We start from the raw sequence: 18,933 nt of genomic DNA, 5'->3' as shown, positions 1-18,933 counted from the left end.
CCCCCTCCACCACCGCTTCGCGGCGGTCCCCCTCCCCGTACCGGGGAGGATTGGGCGCGCGACCGCTACATTTACGCTTGGCCTTCGACTTCGCTCAGGCTGAACGGCGGTGGGGAAATCCCTTCCATTGAACCTACGCAACCCTACCTCCATATCGCCGCGCATGAGCGGGAATGAACACGCCATGCCCACTTGGCATGGCACGACGATTTGCTCGGTCCGTCGCGGCGGCCGGGTGGTAGTGGCCGGAGACGGTCAGGTTTCGATGGGCCAGACGGTCATGAAGCCCAATGCGCGGAAAGTCCGGCGCTTGGGCGATGGCTCGGTCATCGGCGGCTTTGCGGGCGCGACGGCTGATGCCTTCACCCTGTTCGAGCGGCTGGAGGCCAAGTTGGAACGCCACAACGGCCAGTTGCTGCGCGCGGCGGTCGAACTCGCCAAGGACTGGCGAACCGACAAGTTCCTCCGCAACCTGGAGGCGATGATGATCGTCGCCGATAAGGACGTGACGCTGATCCTGACCGGTAATGGCGACGTGCTGGAGCCGGAGAACGGCATTTGCGCGATCGGCTCGGGCGGCAATTACGCGCTCGCCGCAGCCCGGGCGCTCGACGACTATGAACAGGATGCCGAGACGATCGCGCGCAAGGCGATGGCGATCGCCGCCGATGTCTGCGTCTACACCAATGACCGCGTCACGCTCGAAGCCATCGACGGCGCGCAGTAAATCAAGGTTCCCATGAACGACCAGTTGACCCCCAAGGCGATCGTCGCCGCGCTCGACGCGCATATCATCGGTCAGGCCGACGCCAAGCGCGCCGTCGCCGTCGCCATGCGCAACCGCTGGCGCCGCCAGCGGCTGGGCGCGGACCTGCGTGACGAAGTGACGCCCAAGAACATCCTGATGATCGGCCCGACGGGGTGCGGCAAGACCGAGATCAGCCGCCGTCTGGCCAAGCTGGCCGACGCGCCCTTCGTCAAGGTCGAGGCGACCAAGTTCACCGAGGTCGGCTATGTCGGCCGCGACGTCGAACAGATCGCGCGCGACCTGGTCGAGGAAGCGATCCGGCTGGAAAAGGAACGCCGCCGGGTGGCGGTGAAGGACAAGGCCGAAGAAGCGGCGATGAACCGCCTGCTTGACGCCTTGGTCGGCAAGGATTCGAGCCAGGCGACGCGCGAAGCCTTCCGCCTGCGCTTCCGCGACGGCCATCTCGATCAGACCGAGATCGAGATCGAACTGGAACAGGCCCCGGCTATGCCGTTCGAGATCCCGGGCGCCGCGCCGCAGATGATCAACCTGTCGGAGATGATGGGCAAGGCGTTCGGCGGCGGCCAGCCGCTCAAGCGCCGCAAGCTGACCGTCGGCGCCGCCTGGACGAAGCTGGTCGAGGAAGAGGCCGATAAGCGGCTCGATCAAGATGAAGTGAGTCGCGCCGCGCTGGCCGATGCCGAGGCGAATGGGATCGTCTTCCTCGACGAGATCGACAAGATCGCGGTCTCGGACGTGCGCGGCGGCTCGGTGAGTCGCGAGGGTGTGCAGCGCGACTTGTTGCCGCTGATCGAGGGCACCACCGTTTCGACCAAATACGGCCCGATGAAGACGGACCATATCCTGTTCATCGCGTCGGGGGCGTTCCACGTCGCCAAGCCGTCCGATCTATTGCCCGAACTTCAGGGCCGCTTGCCGATCCGGGTTGAACTCAAGGCGCTGACCGAGGGCGATTTCGTTGCGATCCTGTCGGACACCAAGGCGTCGCTGCCGGCGCAGTACAAGGCGCTGATCGGCACCGAGGGGGTGGAGATTTCCTTCACCGAGGACGGCATCGCCGCCATCGCGCGCATCGCGGCGGAAGTGAATGCGCAGGTTGAGAATATCGGCGCGCGGCGGCTGCAGACGGTGATGGAGAAGCTGCTGGAGGACATCAGCTTCGAGGCGGAGGATCGTCAGGGCACCACGCTGACCATCGATGCCGCCTATGTCGATAGCCAGTTGTCGGCGGTGGCGCGCAATACCGATCTGAGCCGGTTCGTTCTGTGATCGGGTGGGGGGTGGCCCGGTATCTCACCGAGCCATCCCGCCCGAAACCTGATCCTATTTCGTTACCCGGTCATAGGGCACGAACCCGTCGAAGAAGCACCATTGCGATGGGATCGACATGCCCTGCTGCACCACCCGGAAGCGGTCGTTGCGGCAGAGCTGCGAACCCCAGCGATCGACGATCAGCGTATTGAACGGCTGAATCTGCGCGCATTGCCCGCGGACCTTCGCGCGCCAGATGCGCTTGCCGGCGTTGATCGTGATGATGTCGGTATCGGCGATCACCGGCCCCGACAGGGTCGTGCTGGTATCGACGCATTGGGCCGGCGGCCCCGCGACGCGGCCAGCGAACGGATCGGACTTGGCCGCCATCAGCGTCATGCCGAGCGCCGCCACCAAGGCAAGACGCGCGCGCATCACTTGCCCGCCCGATAGGGCACGAACGGCCCGAAGCTGCAGCTGCCGGTGAAGAAGCCCGACACCCGGTCGACCGTCTGCGCGATGTCGCCGGCACAGAGCTGGCCGGTCGTGGTGCGCGTGACCAGAATGTCGTTGCGGCCACGCTGGCCGATCGTCTCGCATCCGCCTTGCGTCTCGCTGACATATTTCAGGCGGGGCGAGAGGGTGTAGACGATGGTCGGGCCATAGGCCGTCACCTGCCGCGTCTGATACTGGCCGATGCACTGGGTCGGCTTTTGCGGGGTTAGCCCGCGCAGCGCCTTGTCCAGATCGGCGCGCTCGGTCGCCTGGCGCTGATCGATCCGCGCCTGTTCGGCCGGGGTGGGGGTACAGCCGGCGATCGCCGGTAACAGGAACGCCAGGGACAGCATCGTCAGACCACGCATCGTCTTCGCCTCCTTCGGTTGGTTCCCCTGTAACACTTGTCTAACCCTTGAACGCGTCCTTGGCTGCACGCCGTTCGGCCAGTTCCTGCGCATCGACCGAGCGCAGGAAGGGGTTGGTCGCCCGCTCCAGCGCGATCGTCGTCGGGATGGTCGGCTCGCCCGCCTCCCGCATCGCCGTGACGTCGGCCAGCCGCGCGGCGATCGCGTCATTGTCCGGCTCGGCCACTGCGGCGAAGCGCGCGTTGGACAGGGTATATTCGTGCCCACAATAGACGCGGGTATTCTCGGGCAGCGCGGCGAAGCGGCGCATATTGGCGTGCATCTGCGCCGCCGTCCCCTCGAACAACCGGCCGCAGCCCATGGCGAACAGCGTGTCGCCGGTGAAGATCACCGCACGATCGGCCAGATGGAAGGCGATATGCCCCGCCGTATGCCCCGGCACCGACCAGATGGTCGCGTCCAGCGATCCGACCGCGATCCGATCGCCTTCCGCCAGCAGCGTGTCGAGCCCGTTGATCTTGGCCGCTTCCGCCGCCGGGCCGGCGACATGGGCACCGGCCGCGCGCAACTCGGCCGCGCCGCCGACATGGTCGGGATGCCAATGGGTCAGCCAGACCTGCCCGATGGTCCAGCCGCGCGCCGCCGCCGCCGCCGCAACGGGCGCGGCCTCACCGGGGTCGAGCGCGACAGTCTGGCCATCGTCATGGATCAGCCAGGCATAATTGTCGGAAAGGACGGGGACTCGGATGATTTCCATGGCCTGCCTTTACCAGCTACCGACATTGGGCATCGAGACCCAGGGTTCGGCCGGCGGCAGCGCACCGTCCTGCAACAGTTCGATCGAGATGCCGTCGGGCGTCTTGACGAACGCCATATGCCCGTCGCGCGGCGGCCGGTTGATCGTCACGCCCGCGTCCATCAACCGCTGGCACGTCTCGTAGATATTGTCGACGCGGTAGGCGAGATGCCCGAAATTGCGGCCGCCGGTATAGATTTCCGGATCCCAATTATGCGTCAGCTCGACCTCGGCGCGCCCTTCGTCGCCGGGGGCCGCGAGAAAGATCAGCGAGAAGCGCCCGCCTTCATTGTCGATCCGCCGCACCTGTTTCAGCCCCAGCAGTTCGAAGAATCGGATGGTGGCGTCAGGATCGCTGACGCGGATCATGGTATGGAGGTAACGCATCGGATCTCCTGCCTGTCATACGGGGCGGGCCGGTTGGGCGGCCTTTGGGGGACGGAGCCGTCCTAGCCGCAAATATTCCGGGCAACCTTGACCTGAGATAAGGCTCAGCGAGAGGGGAATTGCGCGAGCGCCTTGGCGATGGTCGCGCGGATCGGGCTGTCGGGCGGGGCAAGCCGGGCCGCCTCGCTCCAGGCCTTGCGCGCGCCGGTCTCGTCCCCACCGGCGGCGGCGATATTGCCCGCCTCCAACTGGACATTGGCGTCATCGGCCGATCGGGCCAGCGCCTCGGCGATATCCTTCTTCGCGCGGGGCAGGTCCCCCGTCCGCCGCGCCAGCGTCGCCGACAACAGCCAGGCGAGCGGGTCGGCGGGGATGTGGGTCAGCGCGGCGTCGAGATCGACACGCGCCGCCGCCGGCTGTCCGCCCGCGACCAGCGCACGCGCCCGGTCGAGCAGCGCCTCGCCCAGTTCGAAGCCAGTCAGCTTGCCCGATGCCAGTGCGGCGTCGAGCGCGGCGCGGGCATGGCTGGCATCGCCGCCCGCCAGAAAGGCATTGCCCGCCTGAGCCCAGTAATTGGCGGCGCGGACATCGCCGCTCGTCTCCGCCGCGCGCGCCGCCTGTTCGAAAGCATTGGCCGCCGCCGCCCAATTGCCCTCGGTGGCATAGGCGATCCCCAGACATTGCTGCGCGAAATAGCCGCCGCCCGCCAATTGCCAGCGCCCCGCCTCGGCCCGTGCGGCGGCGGGATCGCGGGTGGCGGTCGCGACGCAGCGGTCATGCCGCGCCTCGCGCGGATCGGCGGGGAGGGCGGTGGTTTTGGTCGGGGCTTGGACGGCGGCGGCGAGCGCGAGGGGCAACAGGATCATAGCGGGCTCAACACATCCTCTACGCTGCGGATCAGCAGCGCGATGTCCTGCTCCCGCGACAGCCGATGGTCTCCATCCTTGACCAAGATCGTCTGCACATCGGCTGAACGGAACAGCTGGGCCAGATGCGTGGTGCGATGCCAGGGCACGTCGCGGTCCTCCATCCCCTGGAGCAGACGGACCGGGCCATCGAACGCGATGGGCGCGAAGGTCAGCCGGTTGGCCTCGCCCGACGACCAGAAACGGCGGGTATAGACGGTGGGCGCGGGGCCATAAGGATTGGGCCGCTCCAGCCGCCCGACCTGGAGCAGCGCCATCTTGTCCTCGGTAGAAAAGCCCCAGTCGGTGAAGTCGGGGGCGGGCGCGATCCCGACCAGGGCCTTGACCTGTTCGGGCCGGGCGCGCGCGGCGAGCAGCATCAGCCAGCCGCCCATCGACGATCCCACCAGCACGGCGGGGCCCTTCACCACATCGTCGAGCATGGCGACGACATCGTCGCGCCAGTCGGCCAGCGCCTGATCCTCGAACGCCCCCTCCGACTGGCCGCAGCCCCCATAGTCGAAGCGCAGATAGGCGCGCCCCTTCGCTCGCGCCCATTGTTCGAGCGCCACCGCCTTCGACCCCTGCATGTCGGAGGCATAGCCGGGCAGGAAGACGATCGCAGGCCCTTCGCCCTCGGTCCAGTGATAGGCGAGATTGGGGCGCGGCGTGGGGGCGGGGGTGTCGGTCATGACCGGGATTTAGGGGCTGCGCCGGGCGATGGGAACCGGGAGCGTGCCTGATGTGCATCCCATCCAATGTTCAACCCGACCGCCGCGCTGTCTGAGCAAGGATGCCCTGACCCCCGTTCAGCTTGAGCGCAGTCGAAGGCCAAGGGAATCCCTTACCCTTGGCCCGGAGGCAAGTTCGTGATGTGGCCTTCGACTGGGCTCAGGCTGAACGGGGCGTGGGATCGAAGTGAACCGAGAGGGCCGTAATCCCTCAGATCACATATTCCACGCTTTTCATCTGGGTCTGCGCCGCTTGCTGCTTGCGGCGCTTAGCCACCATCTCGGCATGAAGCCGGGCGATCGTGTCGCTGCCGGTCGTGGTGCACAGCCCCGGCACCACCGCATGGACCAGCGCGCCGAGGCCACCGACGATCATGATCGCGCCGAACCGCGCCGCGACGCCGAAATGCTCGGCATAGCTCTCGCCGACGCTTTCGGGATGCTCGGTAAACAGGCGACGGAACATGATCGACGCTCTCCTATGGCCGTTCGCACCGATCCTATCACGGCGATGGGGATTGACCAAACCGCCGATGGTCACTTGGCTTAGCCAAGCCGCTCCACCATCTCCTGTGCGAGCAGGCTGAGCGTGTCGTCGCGCGCGCCCATCACCACGATGCGGTCGCCGGGCTTGGCCTCCGCGACCAGCGCATCCGCCGCCGCCGCACGGTCGGCGATATGGCGGGCATCCACGCCCTTGGCTCGAAGGTCCGCGACGATGTCGGCGCTGGTCACCTCGCGCGCGACGGTGCCGCCGAAATAGGCCGGGTCGGGCATCGCCAGCACGTCGCCGAGCTTCATTCGCGCGGCGATGCTGTCGACCAGCTCGGTGCGCATCACCTTCAGCGGGCCATAGCCATGCGGCTGGAATAGGATCAGCAACCGGCCGGGAAAGGCGTGGAGCGTGTCGAGCGTCGCGGCGATCTTGTCGGGGTTGTGGCCGAAATCGTCGATCACGGTCACGCCGTTCGCCTCGCCGACCTTCTCGAACCGGCGCTTCAGTCCGGTAAAGCGCTCGACCGCGCGGATCGCATCGATCAGCGGCACGCCCGCCGCCACGCTGGCCCCGATCGCGGCCAGCGCGTTGGAGACATTGTGGCGGCCTGGCACCGACAGGCGGACATGATAGCCGGCACCGCCCGTCACCAGGTCGAAACCGATCGCGAAGGGTTCGGGCTTCAGCGCCTCGGCCACCAGATCGGCCGCACCTTCAACCGCGAAGGTCGTCAGGTTGGGAATGTCGGCCAGCAGCGCCGCCGTTTCGGCATCGCCCGCATTGGCGACGACATGACGCGCCCGGCCTGCGAAGCCGCCGAACAGGGTGCGCAATTCCTCGAGCGACTTGTGGTCCAGGCTGACATTGTTGAGCACCGCGATCGCGGGGTTGTAGAGCGCGATCGAGCCATCGCTTTCATCCACCTCGCTGACGAACGCATCGCCTGCACCCACCAGCGCGCTGGCAAAGGGGCTGTCGGGCGAGACGAAGTCCTTCATCACCGCGCCATTCATCGCGGTCGGATCGCGCCCCGTCGCGTGCAGGATGAAGGCGATCATGCCGGTGACGGTCGACTTGCCGCTGGTCCCGGCCACGCCGATCGGCAGGGCGCTCTCGTTGAACAGGCCCGCCAGCATCTGCGCGCGGGTGGCGCGCGAGCAGCCGAGGCGGTTGGCCGCGACGATGTCGGGTACCGTCTCCTCCACCGCGGCGGAGGCGATGACGAGTTGATCGGGCGAGGTCACGCCCGACCCGTCCTGCGGGAACAGCGCGATCCCGGCGGCGCGCAGCGCGTCGAACTTGGCCGCGACCCGCCCTTGGTCGAGCCCCCGGTCGGAGCCCGCCACCGTCCAGCCTCGCGCGCGCAGGATCATGGCCAGCGGCATCATCCCCGATCCGCCGATGCCTACCAGAAAACAGGAATTGCCGTTGGTCATGGGCCCACGCTATCGGCGAGTTGTGGTTGCAGGGCAATGCCCGGTCGGGTGACGGATGTGGGGGACGCGCTGAAATGAAGATCGGAATCCTCGCCCCCGCCAGCATCGGCAATCCCGCCGCCGAAGCGCCGGTCAGCGCCTTCGCCGCGATCGCCTATCCAGACGTCGACCTGATCTTCCACCCGCAATGCTATGAACAGGACGGGCATTTCGCCGGGAATGACGAGCGCCGCGCCTCGGCTTTCCTCGAATTCGCCAATGATCCCGGCATCGACGCGATCTGGTTCCTGCGCGGCGGATATGGATCGAATCGAATCCTCTCGCGGGTCATGCCCAACCTTAACGCGGCGGCGGGGCACAAGACCTATATCGGCTATTCCGATCTCGGCTTCGTGCTGGCAGCGCTTTATGCCCGGCGGATCGGGCGGCCGGTGCATGGCCCGATGGCGAGCGACATAAGGCGCCAGCATGGCGACGTGACGGTGGCGCGTTCGCTCGGCTGGTTCACGAGCGGCGACCGGCAGGGGCTGGAGCCTGGGCTTGACGGACGCCCGGCGGCGGCGTTCAACCTGTCGATTCTCCATGCGCTGACCGGCACGCCCTGGCTCCCTGACCTGACCGACCATGTCCTCATCATCGAGGAAGTGTCCGAGCATATGTATGCGGTCGACCGGATGCTGTTCACCATGGCCAACGCCACGCAATTGAAGGGCGTGGCCGGCGTCCGGCTGGGCGCGGTGAGCAACGTGCAGGAGAACGAGCCCGAATGGGGCGAGACGCTGGAGTATATGATCCAGCGCTGGTGCAGCGAAATGGGGGTGCCCTATCTCGGCCGGGCGCGGGTGGGGCACACCCAGGACAATCATCTCGTCCCGTTCGGGATCGCGTGACGGATCAAGCAGGGAGCGTGCACATGAAGAGACGGATGATCGGAATCCTCCTGGCCCTGTCGGCGAGCGGCGCCATCGCCCAGACCACCACGCCCCCGCAAATCCAGGTGTCGGCGACCGGCACGGCCAAGACACCGCCCGATCGCGTGACCGTCGCCTATCGGGTGCGCGGTGAAGGCGCGACCTCCGACGAGGCGACGGCCAAGTTGCGCGACAGTGCCAAGGCCATTCGTAACGGTGCGGAAGGACTGCTGCGCGGGGCGATGGAATTGCACGCCTCCGACTTCGACATCGCGCCGGTCCGCTCGCGCGAATGCACCCAGAACAGCTATGGCCAAGCGCAGCTCTCGACCGGGCCCTGCGCGATCCTGGGCTATGTCGCGACCATGCCCGTGTCGATCGACACGCCCCGGATCGGTGATGCGGGCACGCTGGTCGGCCTGATCGGGCGACTGGGTGGCTTGGATGCCGGCTTGCAACGCTATTGGCTGAGCGACGACACCGTAGCACGGCAACAGGCGATGCGCGTCGCCCTGGCGAGCGCCAAGGCGCAGGCCCAGTTGATCGCCGAGGGCTCGGGCGCCAAGCTGGGGCCGCTGATCCGCGTCCAGGATGGCAGCTTTCGCGACACGACGATCACAGTCACCGCCGCGCGGGCGCCCCAGGCCCCGCCGCCGCCCCCGCCGCCGCCGGCCCCCGAGCCGATCCGGATCGATCTGTCCCCGGCGCCGATTCAGACCAACGTGAACGTGATGGTGGCTTACGCAATCGATCAATAAGGCAAGCGCGGACGCGCGGTGGGCCAGAAATATCGCGCGTCCGGCATGATGAATGTCTTTCGGTCCTCTGATGCGGATAATGATTTGGGTCATGATCCGCCCCGGGCATGCCGCTTCGCTCCATAAAGCACGTTACGGAACGCTGCTTATGCAGAATATTATTATTGGACTGATTTCAGAAACTTAAGCTCGGGTGCCGTCGTCTATCTCGCTGCGGGGGTGCAGTAGGAGAGATAGCATGGCAGACAGCAATGGCGGCGGCGGCCGCGAGAACAATCCGGGCAATTTCGCCAACGACCGCGAAAAGGCCTCCGAAGCGGGTCGCAAGGGCGGCCAGGAAAGCGGCGGCAACTTCAAGAACGATCCCGAACGCGCGGCGGAGGCCGGATCCAAGGGCGGCCAGGCAAGCCATGGCGGCGGCAGCGGCGGCGGTCAGCAAGGTCGCTGATACATCGTCAGATCGTTTTCGGGCGGCGGTGGCGCGGACCATCGCCGCCCGTTTGCCCACTTTCCCCACCCCATATACCTGACGATTATTCTTCCCTATATAGCGGCGCGCCGGGCCGACCGCCCGCGCATCATCCGCATTTATCGAGAGAGTAATCATGTCCGCGATGTTCCGTATCACGCTGCCCGACGGTTCCGTCCGTGAGGTCGCGCCCGGAACTACTCCCGCGGACATCGCCGCCGCGATCGGGTCGGGGCTGGCCAAGGCCGCGATCGCCGCGCGCGTCGATGGCGAGCTGCGCGACATCATGCGCCCGTTCGAGGGCGACGCCGCGCTGGCGCTGGTGACGGCGAAGGATGAGGCCGACGCGCTCGAACTCGCGCGCCATGACTATGCGCATGTCCTGGCCGAGGCGGTGCAGGCGCTGTTCCCCGGCACGCAGATCACCTTCGGCCCAGTGACCGATGACGGCTTCTACTACGATTTCGCGCCCAAGGATCGCCCCTTCACCGAGGAGGACCTGCCCGCGATCGAAGCCGAGATGCGCAAGATCATCGCGAAAGACGAGCCGCTGATCCGCGAGGTGTGGACCCGCGAACAACTGATCGAGCGCTGGAAGGCGCAAGGGGAAAGCTTCAAGGCCGAATGGGCCGCCGAACTGCCCGATGACGAGGAGCTGACCGTCTATCGCGCCGGCAAGGGTGAGGACGCTTGGCTCGACATGTGCCGGGGGCCGCACCTCGCCTCGACCGGCAAGCTCGATCCCAATGCCTTCAAGCTGACCCGCGTGTCGGGCGCTTACTGGCGCGGCGACCAGAAGAACGCGATGCTCAGCCGTATCTACGGCACCGGCTGGCTCAACAAGAAGCAGCTCGCCGAGCATCTGACCCGGCTGGAGGAAGCGGCCAAGCGCGACCATCGCAAGCTGGGCAACGAGATGGACCTGTTCCACCTTCAGCAGGAGGCGCATGGCTCGGTCTTCTGGCATCCCAAGGGTTATCGCATCTGGCGCGAGCTGGAGGCCTATATGCGCCGCGCGATCGACGCGACCGGCTATCGCGAAGTGAAGACTCCGCAAGTCATGGACGCGCGCCAGTGGGAGCAGTCGGGCCACTGGGGCAAGTATCGCGAAAACATGTTCGTCATCCCCGACGAAGTGCCGAACACCGAGGACGAAGGCCCGCTGGTCTCGGACGATGCGCAGTGGATGGCGCTGAAGCCGATGAACTGCCCGGCGCACGTCCTGATCTTCCGCCAGGGGATCAAGTCGTACCGCGACCTGCCCTTGCGCTTCTACGAGAATGGCTGCTGCCACCGCAACGAGCCGCACGGCGCGTTGCACGGCCTGATGCGCGTGCGCCAGTTCACCCAGGACGACGCGCACATCTTCTGCCGCGAGGACCAGATCGTCGAGGAAGTCCGCGCCTTTTGCGAACTGGCGGACCGGATCTACAAGGATTTCGGCTTCACCTATTCGATCAAGCTGGCGCTGCGCCCCGAGAAGCGTTTCGGCACCGAAGAGATGTGGGACCAGGCCGAAGAGGAACTGCGCAATGCGGTCGTCGCGGCGGGGCTCGCGACCGAGCAATATGGCTGGGAAGAACTGCCGGGTGAGGGGGCTTTCTATGCGCCCAAGCTCGAATGGCATCTGACCGACGCGATCGGCCGGACCTGGCAGGTCGGCACCATCCAGTCGGACCGCGTGCTGCCCGAACGACTCGACGCGTCGTACATCGGCGAGGATGGCGAGCGGCATCGCCCGATCATGCTCCACCGCGCGATCTTCGGGTCTTATGAGCGGTTCATCGGCATCCTGATCGAGCATTATGCGGGCCGCTTCCCCGTCTGGCTGGCACCGGTGCAGGCGGTGGTCGCAACGATCGTGTCGGATGCGGACGGTTACGCGGAAGAGGCGGCGGCCAAGCTGGCGGCGGCGGGCATCCGGGTCGAGACCGATCTGCGCAACGAGAAGATCAACTACAAGGTGCGCGAGCACTCGGTCGCCAAGGTCCCGGTGCTGCTGGTTGTCGGCAAGCGCGAGGCCGAGGAAGGCAAGGTCGCCGTCCGTCGTCTGGGCAGTCAGGCGCAGGAGGTGATGACGCTGGACGAAGCTATCGCCACGCTGCGCGGGGAAGCGACTCCGCCCGATCTGTGCGGCTGAATCCTCATAAGCTGAAGGAAAGGGCGGGACGTTTGTCTCGCCCTTTCAAATTTGTGCCCGATCGCCTATATTGAAGCAGAAATTGCTACAGGAGAAATACCCATACGTCCTCCCATGATGCGCCGTCCGATGCAGGCGCCGCCGATGAACGGTCCTCGGTTCAACGAGTGGATTCAAAGCCCCAAGGTTCGCGTGATCGACCATGAGGGCGAGAACCTTGGCGTGATGTACACGCGCGAGGCGATGGCGCAGGCCCAGGAACTCGGCCTCGACCTGGTCGAAGTGTCGCCCAACGCCGATCCGCCCGTCGCCAAGTTCCTCGACGTCGGCAAGTATAAGTACGAGGCGCAGAAGAAGGCGAACCTCGCTCGCAAGTCGCAGAAGACGCAGGAGATCAAGGAGATCAAGATGCGTCCGAACATCGACGACCATGATTACGACACCAAGATGAAGAAGGTGGTCGAATTCATCGGCGAGGGCGACAAGGTGAAGGTCACCATGCGCTTCCGCGGTCGCGAGCTGAGCCACGGCCAGCTAGGCATGAACGTGCTCCAGCGCGTCGCCGAGCAGGTTGCCGAGGTCGCCAAGGTCGAAGCCTATCCGCGCATGGAAGGCCGCCAGATGCTGATGGTGCTGGCGCCGAAGTGATGCAAGGCGACTCGGGGGTGGTTCCTCGGGTTGCGTGATGTTTTCGAAACCCCTGGTGGCCCTGTGGGCCGCCGGGAGTTTTCGTTTTTGTCCGCGCAGGGGGCGCAGAGGGTTTTGTTCGCGCGACGCCGTGATGGGTAGAGCCATGCCTGGCTCCAACCTCCGTTCAGCCTGAGCGAAGTCGAAGGCCAAGGGAATACGCCTGTTCAGGTCGTCGTTGAGTGATGCCCCGGGGCGTGCACTTCGACTTCGCTCAGTGCGAGCGGACGGAGGGGTTTCGCCGCTAGTGAGGACAGGGCGCCCCTTCGTCTCGCCTTCGGCCCACCACCTCCCCTTGCAGGGGAGGAAGGTAGGACGGTTCACCTAAAACAACCTCTGCGTTCTCCGCGCCAACCTCCGTTCACAGTGAGCGAAGTCGAAGTGCATGGGGCAGAGGCCTGACCCGTGGCCTTCGACTTCGCTCAGGCGGAACGGAGTGTGGGAGTTAAGCCGCAATTTCCAATGCTTCCCCTGCCGCCGCGCCCAGCAGCCTTTTCTCCAGCGTCTTCAACCGTCCGCTATTGGTGATCCGATCCCCCGTCAGGTCGGTCAGGTAGAACACGTCCACCGCTCGCTCGCCATAGGTCGCGACATGCGCGGAATGGATCGTCACCTTCGACTGGAACAGCGCATGGGCGAGCTGGTTGAGCAGTGCCGGGCGGTCGCGCGCATGGACCTCGACCACGGTGAAGCGGTTGGAGGCGCGGTTGTCGATCAGCACATTGGGCGCGATCGGGAAGGCGTCGGCGCGCGGACGGACCGAGGGCTTGGCGACCAGCCGGTCCGCCAGCTTGTTGCGATTGGCCAGCGCATCCTCGATCGCGCGGCGCAGGCGACTGAGTTGTCCCGGATCGTCGAACGGCCGGCCGAGCGGGTCCTGCACCAGGAAATTGTCGATCGCCATGCCGTCACGCGTGGTGTGGATGCGCGCGTCGATGATGTTGCCCCCCGCGACATGGATCGCGCCCGCGATGCGGTAGAAGAGGCCGGGATGGTCGGCGGCATAGATCGACACCAGGGTCGCACCGCGCTCGCCATAGACCTGTGCATCGATCGACAGTTGCGCATCGCCCGCCGCCGCTATCTGGCGGGCGTTGTGGGCGAGGACGTCCTCGGGCTCGGCAATCCAATAGGCCTCGGGCAGGCGGCGGACATGCGCGGCGAACTGGTCCTCGGGCCAGCCCAGATCTTCGCGGAGCCGCGCCTGCTTGGCGGTGATCCGCTCGGTCCGGCCGCGCTGCTTGTGGCCCAGGCGGAGGACCTCTTCCGCCGCCTCGTACAGGTCGGCGAGCAACTGACGCTTCCACCCGTTCCAGGTGCCCGGCCCCACCGCGCGGATATCGACGATGGTCAGGACGAGGAGCAGACGCAGCCGCTCGGGGCTCTGCACCGTTTCGCAGAAATCGAGGATCGTCTTGAAGTCCGACAGGTCGCGTTTGAACGCGGTCGCCGACATCAGCAGATGCCAGCGGACCAGCCACGCCACCGTCTCGGTCTCCGCCTCGGTCAGGCCCAGGCGCGGACAGAGCCGTTCGGCCACGGCGGCGCCCAGGATGGAATGGTCGCCGCCACGCCCCTTGGCGATGTCATGGAGCAGCACCGCGACATAGAGGACGCGCCGGGACACGATCTGGCCGATGATCGCCGAGGCGACGGGGTGTTCCTCGACCAGTTCCTTCCGCTCGATCCGCGCGAGCAGCCCCAGGGCGCGGATGGTGTGCTCGTCGACGGTGTAATGATGGTACATGTCGAACTGCATCTGCGCCACGACGCGCCCGAAATCGGGCACGAAGCGGCCGAAGACGCCCGCTTCGTTCATCCAGCGCAGCACCAGTTCAGGGTCGCGCGGGGAGGTCAGCACGTCGAGGAACAGCGCATTGGCACGGCTGTCGTCGCGCACATCGTCGACCAGCTTGGCATCGCGTGAGGCGGCGCGCACCGCAAGTGGATGGACCTCCAGTTCGTAACGGTCGGCGAGCTGAAATATCTCGATCAACCGGACCGGGTCCTCCTGAAAGAAATCATCGCGCGGCAGGGCGAGCCGCCCGCGATCGAGGACAAAGCCGTTCAACCGGCGCGGGCGACGGCGGATGGTGGGCAGGCCGAAACGATGCCCGCGCGCCGCGAACCGCTCATCCAGATGCGCCAGGAACGCGCCGGTCAGCGCGCCGACCGTCTTCACCTGCAGGAAATAGAGCTGCATGAACCGCTCGACCTTGGCCTTGCCGGGTCGGTCGGAGAAGCGCATCCGTTCGGCGATCTGCCGCTGTACGTCGAAGGTGAGACGATCCTCGGCGCGGCCCGTAATGGTGTGGAGATGACAGCGTACCGCCCACAGGAAATTGTCGGCGCGGTGGAATTGGCGATATTCCTCGCGGGTGAACAGGCCCCGGTCGATCAGGTCGGCGGCGCGGTCGACGTCATAGACGTACTTGCCGATCCAGAAGAGCGCATGGAGATCGCGCAGGCCGCCCTTGCCCTCCTTGACATTGGGTTCGACGACATAGCGGGTGTCGCCCATCTTGCGGTGGCGCAGGTCGCGTTCGGCCAGCTTGTCGGCGATGAACTGCCGGTGGGAGTCGGTCTGGATCTCCGCCTTGAAGCGGCGCGCGGCCTCATCATAAAGCGCCTGATCGCCGCACAGGAACCGCCCTTCGAGTAACGCGGTGCGGACGGTGACATCGGCCTTGGCCTGGCGGATCATCTCATCGACTGAGCGGCTGGAATGGCCGACCTTCAACCCCAGGTCCCACAGCGAATAGAGCATCGATTCGATGACCTGCTCGGCGTGCGGCGTCTGTTTGAAGGGGGTGAGGAAACCGATATCGACATCCGAATAGGGCGCCATCTCGCCCCGGCCATAGCCGCCCACCGCGATCAGGGTGAGGCGCTCGCCCGCCGTAGGATTGCTGAGCGGATAGAGGGTGTCGGTGGTGAAATCGAACAACACCCTGAGAATCTGATCGGTGAGGTAAGCCTGCGCCGCCGCTGCTTCCAGCCCGCGCGAAGGGTGGATGGCCAGCCGCCGCGCCACTTCCTGCCGCCCGGCGTCGAGCGCGGCGCGAAGCACCGGCGTGACCAGCGTCCGCCCCTGCGGCCCGGTGATGCCGAGCGCGGCCACCTGTTCGGCAAGGGCGCGGCGATCGACGATGGTGCGGCGGTTGGGAAGGGATTCGAAACGGCTGTGCATGGGCCCTTCATAGGGATTGGTGATGAACAAATGGAGTGGGGTCGCGCCTATTCCTCCCCTGCAAGGGGGCTGACAGGCCGCAGGCCTGACGGAGGGATGCCCCGGCAAGCGAGGGCGTTGATCGGAAGCGGTGACACCCCTCCACCCGCTTCGCTGATTCCCCTCTCCTTGCAGGGGAGGAAGATTCGGATGCTTGGGCGCGTCGCCCGACCATGATACCGCCTCCCGCATGGCCGACCATCACGATATCCCCTCCCTGATCGCCGACATGGGGCAACGCGCCCGCGCCGCCGCGCGGACGCTCGCGCAGATGCCTACCGCCGCCAAGGCCGAAGCCCTGCGCGCCGCCGCCCAGGCGATCCGTGATGCGATCCCGGCCGTGCTGGAGGCCAACGCCCGCGATGTCGAGGCGGGGGCCGCCAACGGCCTGTCGTCCGCCATGCTCGATCGGCTGACGCTGGACGAGGCGCGGATCGCCGGCATCGTCGCCGGCGTGGAAGCGGTGGCGAGCCTTCCCGATCCGGTGGGCGAGCGGATCGACGAACGCACGCGGCCTAATGGCCTTCACCTCTCGCGCGTCCGCGTGCCGGTGGGGGTGATCGGCATCGTCTATGAGAGTCGCCCCAATGTCACGGTCGATGCCGCCGCGCTCTGTGCGATGGCGGGTAACGCTGCGATCCTGCGGGGCGGGTCGGAGGCGGTGCACAGCAACCGCGCGCTCCATGCCGCCTTTGCCCGGGGCTGGGCGGCGGCGGGCGGTCCGGCGGATGCCGTGCAACTGGTCCCCACCACCGACCGTGCGGCGGTGGGCGCGATGCTGGCGGCCAGCGGGCTGATCGACCTACTGATCCCGCGCGGAGGCAAGAGCCTGGTCGCGCGGGTCCAGGCCGAGGCGAAGGTGCCTGTCCTCGCGCATCTCGATGGCATCAACCATGTCTATGTCGATGGCTCGGCGGATCATGCCATGGCGGAGCGGGTGGTGCGCGACGCCAAGATGCGGCGCACCGGCATTTGCGGTGCGATGGAGACGTTGCTGATCGATCGCGCTTACTGCCATGCCGCCGCGCTGATCGCGACGCTGGTGGATGCTGGATGCACGGTGCGCGGGGATGATGCGGTCCGTGAGATTGTCCCCGGCCTGGAAGCCGCGACGCCCGAGGACTGGGATACCGAATATCTCGATGCGATCGCCAGCGTCGCGCTGGTTGATGGCGTGGAGGCCGCGATGGCGCATATCGCCGCACATGGATCGCACCATACCGATGCGATCCTGGCCGAGGACGAAGCGGTCGCCGAACGCTTCCTGGCCGAAGTCGACAGTGCGATCGTGTTGTGGAACGCCTCCACCCAGTTCGCCGATGGCGGCGAATTCGGGTTGGGGGCCGAGATCGGCATCGCCACCGGGCGCCTGCATGCGCGCGGGCCCGTCGCGCTGGAGGGGCTGACGACCTACAAATGGATCGGGCGCGGCACGGGCCAGATTCGCGCGCAAGCTCAGGGATGAAGATCGGCCTGCTCGGCGGGTCGTTCAATCCCGCCCATCGCGGCCACCGCCGCATCACGCTGGACGCGATCCGCGCGCTCGACCTCGACGAAGTCTGGTGGCTGGTGTCGCCCGGAAACCCGTTGAAGGACGGGGCCAGCGACATGGCCCCCTTTGCCCCGCGGCTCGCCTCGGCGGATCAGATGGCGCGGCGTGCGCCGATCCGGGCGAGTGCGATCGAGCGGGAACTGCATACCCGCTACACGCTCGACACCGTGCGCGCGATCATCCGGCGCTATCCCGGCCACCGGTTCATCTGGTTGATGGGGGAGGATAATCTGGAGCAATTTCATCGCTGGCGCGGATGGCGATCGATTGCGCGCGCGATCCCGATTGCGGTTATCGGCCGTCCGGGGTACAATGCTGCCGCCCACGCGACACCCGCGCTGGGCTGGTTCAGACGTTTCCAGAGGCGTCCGGGCCAGGCGAAGAACTGGACGATGTGGAGTTTGCCGGCCTTCGTGCTGTTGCGCTTCCGCCCCGACCCGACTTCCGCCACGGGCCTTCGGGCCCGCGATCCGGACTGGTTTCGGCATATGGGCCGAAACGTCCCCTGAACAGGAGCTCACTTGGCCACTTCCCCGCAATCGCCGCGTCCGTCCGATCCTGCTGAGGTGGAGGCGCTGCACCGCCTCATTCTCGCCTCGCTCGACGACGACCAGGCGGTGGAGACGATCTCGATCCCGCTCGCGGGCAAATCGTCGATTGCCGATTTTATGGTGATCGCCAGCGGTCGTTCGACCCGGCAGGTCGCGTCCATGGCGATGAAGCTCGCTGAGAAGATCAAGGCGGAGTTCGGCCGCTCGGTGCGGATCGAAGGTCTGCCGACCGCCGACTGGGTGCTGATCGACGCGGGCGACGTAATTGTCCATCTGTTCCGGCCCGAGGTGCGCACCTTCTACAATCTGGAGCGCATGTGGGCGTTCGGCGATGCGCCGACGCCGCCCGCGAGTCCCGCCGACCGCAACCCCTGATCCGCTGAAAGCCCGCCCGTGCTGCTGCATATCGTCGCGCGCGGGCGAATCGGCCGTTCGCCAGAGGCCGAGCTGGTCGACCGCTATATCAAGCGCATCGGCTGGCCGACCCGGGTGACCGAACTGCCCGATACCGGCGGCAAGGTGCCGCCGCTGGAAGGGCAGGTGCGCCTCGTCCTGATGGACGAAAAGGGCGAGAATCTCTCCTCGATGGATTTTGCGCGTCGGCTGGAACGCTGGCGCGATGACGGCGTGCGCGAATGCCGCTTCATGATCGGCGCGGCGGACGGGTTCGAGGACGCCGACCGGGCGCGGGCCGACCTGCTGATTTCCTATGGCAGGGCGACCTGGCCCCATATGATGGCGCGCGCGATGCTGGCCGAGCAACTGTTTCGCGCGACGAGCATCCTCGCCAACCACCCCTATCACCGCGAGGGATGACGCGCGTGCGGCGGCGGCTCGTGGGGTTGAGCGGATTGCTGCTGCTGGGGGCGACCGACATCGCCGCGGACCAGCGGCGGCTGGCCGAGGCACGGGCGGGGGCGGCGACGGCGCAGGCCCGCGCGCGGGGTCTGGAACAGCGGGCTGGGGCCGAGCGCGATGCCGCCGCCGCCGCCGAGGCCAAGG

General features: G+C 66.6%; 20 protein-coding genes and 1 pseudogene. 12 read left to right on the top strand and 9 right to left on the bottom strand.

Annotation, left to right across the window (positions count from 1 at the left end):
* The first annotated feature begins 184 nt into the window (after positions 1-184).
* Complete coding sequence (hslV, locus tag SP6_RS06740; RefSeq protein WP_037569098.1) at positions 185-727, top strand: ATP-dependent protease subunit HslV; 543 nt, start codon at positions 185-187, stop codon at positions 725-727.
* A 12-nt stretch (positions 728-739) separates the two neighbouring features.
* Positions 740-2,038, top strand: coding sequence for an ATP-dependent protease ATPase subunit HslU (gene hslU / locus SP6_RS06735; protein WP_037569097.1), 1,299 nt, complete (start codon positions 740-742; stop codon positions 2,036-2,038).
* A gap of 54 nt (positions 2,039-2,092) precedes the next feature.
* Here hslU and SP6_RS06730 read toward each other — a convergent pair whose 3' ends face one another.
* The 8 genes from SP6_RS06730 to SP6_RS06695 form a co-directional block, all read right to left on the bottom strand.
* Positions 2,093-2,455 (bottom strand): hypothetical protein, encoded by a 363-nt coding sequence (locus SP6_RS06730; protein ID WP_007405645.1) that lies wholly within the window; start codon positions 2,453-2,455, stop codon positions 2,093-2,095.
* Entirely contained in the window at positions 2,455-2,883 is a 429-nt protein-coding gene (locus SP6_RS06725; RefSeq protein ID WP_007405698.1) for a hypothetical protein, read from the bottom strand. Before SP6_RS06725 ends, SP6_RS06730 begins: the two co-directional genes overlap by 1 nt.
* Positions 2,884-2,923: 40 nt before the next feature.
* Positions 2,924-3,640 (bottom strand): hydroxyacylglutathione hydrolase, encoded by a 717-nt coding sequence (gloB, locus tag SP6_RS06720; RefSeq protein WP_007405704.1) that lies wholly within the window; start codon positions 3,638-3,640, stop codon positions 2,924-2,926.
* Positions 3,641-3,649: 9 nt separating this feature from the next.
* Positions 3,650-4,066 (bottom strand): VOC family protein, encoded by a 417-nt coding sequence (locus tag SP6_RS06715; protein ID WP_007405720.1) that lies wholly within the window; start codon positions 4,064-4,066, stop codon positions 3,650-3,652.
* Between the two features lie 104 nt (positions 4,067-4,170).
* Positions 4,171-4,932 (bottom strand): tetratricopeptide repeat protein, encoded by a 762-nt coding sequence (locus SP6_RS06710; RefSeq protein ID WP_007405711.1) that lies wholly within the window; start codon positions 4,930-4,932, stop codon positions 4,171-4,173.
* The gene (locus SP6_RS06705; RefSeq protein ID WP_007405706.1) at positions 4,929-5,663 is read right to left on the bottom strand and encodes an alpha/beta fold hydrolase; all 735 of its coding nucleotides are present in this window, start codon (positions 5,661-5,663) and stop codon (positions 4,929-4,931) included. The genes SP6_RS06710 and SP6_RS06705 overlap by 4 nt, the downstream gene beginning before the upstream one ends.
* Before the next feature lie 250 nt (positions 5,664-5,913).
* Positions 5,914-6,168, bottom strand: coding sequence for a DUF6356 family protein (locus SP6_RS06700; RefSeq protein ID WP_037569095.1), 255 nt, complete (start codon positions 6,166-6,168; stop codon positions 5,914-5,916).
* An 80-nt stretch (positions 6,169-6,248) separates the two neighbouring features.
* Complete coding sequence (locus SP6_RS06695; RefSeq protein WP_007405686.1) at positions 6,249-7,634, bottom strand: UDP-N-acetylmuramate--L-alanine ligase; 1,386 nt, start codon at positions 7,632-7,634, stop codon at positions 6,249-6,251.
* Between the two features lie 74 nt (positions 7,635-7,708).
* Here SP6_RS06695 and SP6_RS06690 point away from each other — a divergent pair, with 74 nt between their 5' ends.
* The 5 genes from SP6_RS06690 to infC all read left to right on the top strand — a co-directional run bounded on the left by SP6_RS06690 (position 7,709) and on the right by infC (position 12,560).
* Positions 7,709-8,524: an LD-carboxypeptidase gene (locus SP6_RS06690; protein WP_007405749.1), complete on the top strand. Its 816-nt coding sequence runs from the start codon at positions 7,709-7,711 to the stop codon at positions 8,522-8,524.
* 35 nt (positions 8,525-8,559) lie between these two features.
* Complete coding sequence (locus tag SP6_RS06685; protein WP_161797716.1) at positions 8,560-9,303, top strand: SIMPL domain-containing protein; 744 nt, start codon at positions 8,560-8,562, stop codon at positions 9,301-9,303.
* 238 nt (positions 9,304-9,541) lie between these two features.
* Positions 9,542-9,751 (top strand): con-10 family general stress protein, encoded by a 210-nt coding sequence (locus SP6_RS06680; protein ID WP_007405631.1) that lies wholly within the window; start codon positions 9,542-9,544, stop codon positions 9,749-9,751.
* 157 nt (positions 9,752-9,908) lie between these two features.
* Positions 9,909-11,912, top strand: coding sequence for a threonine--tRNA ligase (gene thrS, locus SP6_RS06675; protein WP_037569092.1), 2,004 nt, complete (start codon positions 9,909-9,911; stop codon positions 11,910-11,912).
* Between the two features lie 114 nt (positions 11,913-12,026).
* Positions 12,027-12,560, top strand: coding sequence for a translation initiation factor IF-3 (gene infC, locus SP6_RS06670; RefSeq protein WP_037569087.1), 534 nt, complete (start codon positions 12,027-12,029; stop codon positions 12,558-12,560).
* Between the two features lie 484 nt (positions 12,561-13,044).
* Here infC and SP6_RS06665 read toward each other — a convergent pair whose 3' ends face one another.
* Complete coding sequence (locus tag SP6_RS06665; RefSeq protein WP_007405675.1) at positions 13,045-15,789, bottom strand: [protein-PII] uridylyltransferase; 2,745 nt, start codon at positions 15,787-15,789, stop codon at positions 13,045-13,047.
* A gap of 229 nt (positions 15,790-16,018) precedes the next feature.
* On the opposite strand from SP6_RS06665, the gene SP6_RS06660 reads away from it, so the two are divergent.
* From SP6_RS06660 to SP6_RS06640, 5 genes and pseudogenes are all read left to right on the top strand, one after another.
* The gene (locus SP6_RS06660; protein WP_007405662.1) at positions 16,019-17,293 is read left to right on the top strand and encodes a glutamate-5-semialdehyde dehydrogenase; all 1,275 of its coding nucleotides are present in this window, start codon (positions 16,019-16,021) and stop codon (positions 17,291-17,293) included.
* Positions 17,290-17,889: a nicotinate-nucleotide adenylyltransferase gene (locus SP6_RS06655; RefSeq protein ID WP_007405714.1), complete on the top strand. Its 600-nt coding sequence runs from the start codon at positions 17,290-17,292 to the stop codon at positions 17,887-17,889. The genes SP6_RS06660 and SP6_RS06655 overlap by 4 nt, the downstream gene beginning before the upstream one ends.
* A 12-nt stretch (positions 17,890-17,901) precedes the next feature.
* A complete protein-coding gene (gene rsfS, locus SP6_RS06650) occupies positions 17,902-18,306 on the top strand; it encodes a ribosome silencing factor (RefSeq protein ID WP_037569085.1) in 405 nt (134 codons plus the stop codon).
* Positions 18,307-18,324: 18 nt separating this feature from the next.
* Complete coding sequence (locus SP6_RS06645; RefSeq protein WP_007405721.1) at positions 18,325-18,747, top strand: 23S rRNA (pseudouridine(1915)-N(3))-methyltransferase RlmH; 423 nt, start codon at positions 18,325-18,327, stop codon at positions 18,745-18,747.
* Between the two features lie 5 nt (positions 18,748-18,752).
* Positions 18,753-18,933: pseudogene (locus SP6_RS06640) on the top strand (metalloendopeptidase); the annotation flags it as partial.

This window comes from Sphingomonas paucimobilis NBRC 13935 (assembly GCF_000739895.2).
Classification (GTDB): domain Bacteria; phylum Pseudomonadota; class Alphaproteobacteria; order Sphingomonadales; family Sphingomonadaceae; genus Sphingomonas; species Sphingomonas paucimobilis.
Note: the sequence above shows the minus strand (reverse complement) of the source record. Positions and strands in the feature narration are given on the sequence as shown.

Bases quoted from the DNA above. Each gene is read 5' to 3' on its own strand.
- SP6_RS06705 (WP_007405706.1), bottom strand. From the start codon at position 5,663: ATGACCGACACCCCCGCCCCCACGCCGCGCCCCAATCTCGCCTATCAC.
- SP6_RS06690 (WP_007405749.1), top strand. From the start codon at position 7,709: ATGAAGATCGGAATCCTCGCCCCCGCCAGCATCGGCAATCCCGCCGCC.
- SP6_RS06730 (WP_007405645.1), bottom strand. From the start codon at position 2,455: ATGCGCGCGCGTCTTGCCTTGGTGGCGGCGCTCGGCATGACGCTGATG.
- SP6_RS06725 (WP_007405698.1), bottom strand. From the start codon at position 2,883: ATGCGTGGTCTGACGATGCTGTCCCTGGCGTTCCTGTTACCGGCGATC.
- SP6_RS06665 (WP_007405675.1), bottom strand. From the start codon at position 15,789: ATGCACAGCCGTTTCGAATCCCTTCCCAACCGCCGCACCATCGTCGAT.
- SP6_RS06710 (WP_007405711.1), bottom strand. From the start codon at position 4,932: ATGATCCTGTTGCCCCTCGCGCTCGCCGCCGCCGTCCAAGCCCCGACC.
- thrS (WP_037569092.1), top strand. From the start codon at position 9,909: ATGTCCGCGATGTTCCGTATCACGCTGCCCGACGGTTCCGTCCGTGAG.
- gloB (WP_007405704.1), bottom strand. From the start codon at position 3,640: ATGGAAATCATCCGAGTCCCCGTCCTTTCCGACAATTATGCCTGGCTG.
- SP6_RS06695 (WP_007405686.1), bottom strand. From the start codon at position 7,634: ATGACCAACGGCAATTCCTGTTTTCTGGTAGGCATCGGCGGATCGGGG.
- SP6_RS06685 (WP_161797716.1), top strand. From the start codon at position 8,560: ATGATCGGAATCCTCCTGGCCCTGTCGGCGAGCGGCGCCATCGCCCAG.
- SP6_RS06700 (WP_037569095.1), bottom strand. From the start codon at position 6,168: ATGTTCCGTCGCCTGTTTACCGAGCATCCCGAAAGCGTCGGCGAGAGC.
- infC (WP_037569087.1), top strand. From the start codon at position 12,027: ATGATGCGCCGTCCGATGCAGGCGCCGCCGATGAACGGTCCTCGGTTC.
- hslU (WP_037569097.1), top strand. From the start codon at position 740: ATGAACGACCAGTTGACCCCCAAGGCGATCGTCGCCGCGCTCGACGCG.
- SP6_RS06715 (WP_007405720.1), bottom strand. From the start codon at position 4,066: ATGCGTTACCTCCATACCATGATCCGCGTCAGCGATCCTGACGCCACC.
- hslV (WP_037569098.1), top strand. From the start codon at position 185: ATGCCCACTTGGCATGGCACGACGATTTGCTCGGTCCGTCGCGGCGGC.
- SP6_RS06680 (WP_007405631.1), top strand. From the start codon at position 9,542: ATGGCAGACAGCAATGGCGGCGGCGGCCGCGAGAACAATCCGGGCAAT.
- SP6_RS06660 (WP_007405662.1), top strand. From the start codon at position 16,019: ATGGCCGACCATCACGATATCCCCTCCCTGATCGCCGACATGGGGCAA.
- SP6_RS06655 (WP_007405714.1), top strand. From the start codon at position 17,290: ATGAAGATCGGCCTGCTCGGCGGGTCGTTCAATCCCGCCCATCGCGGC.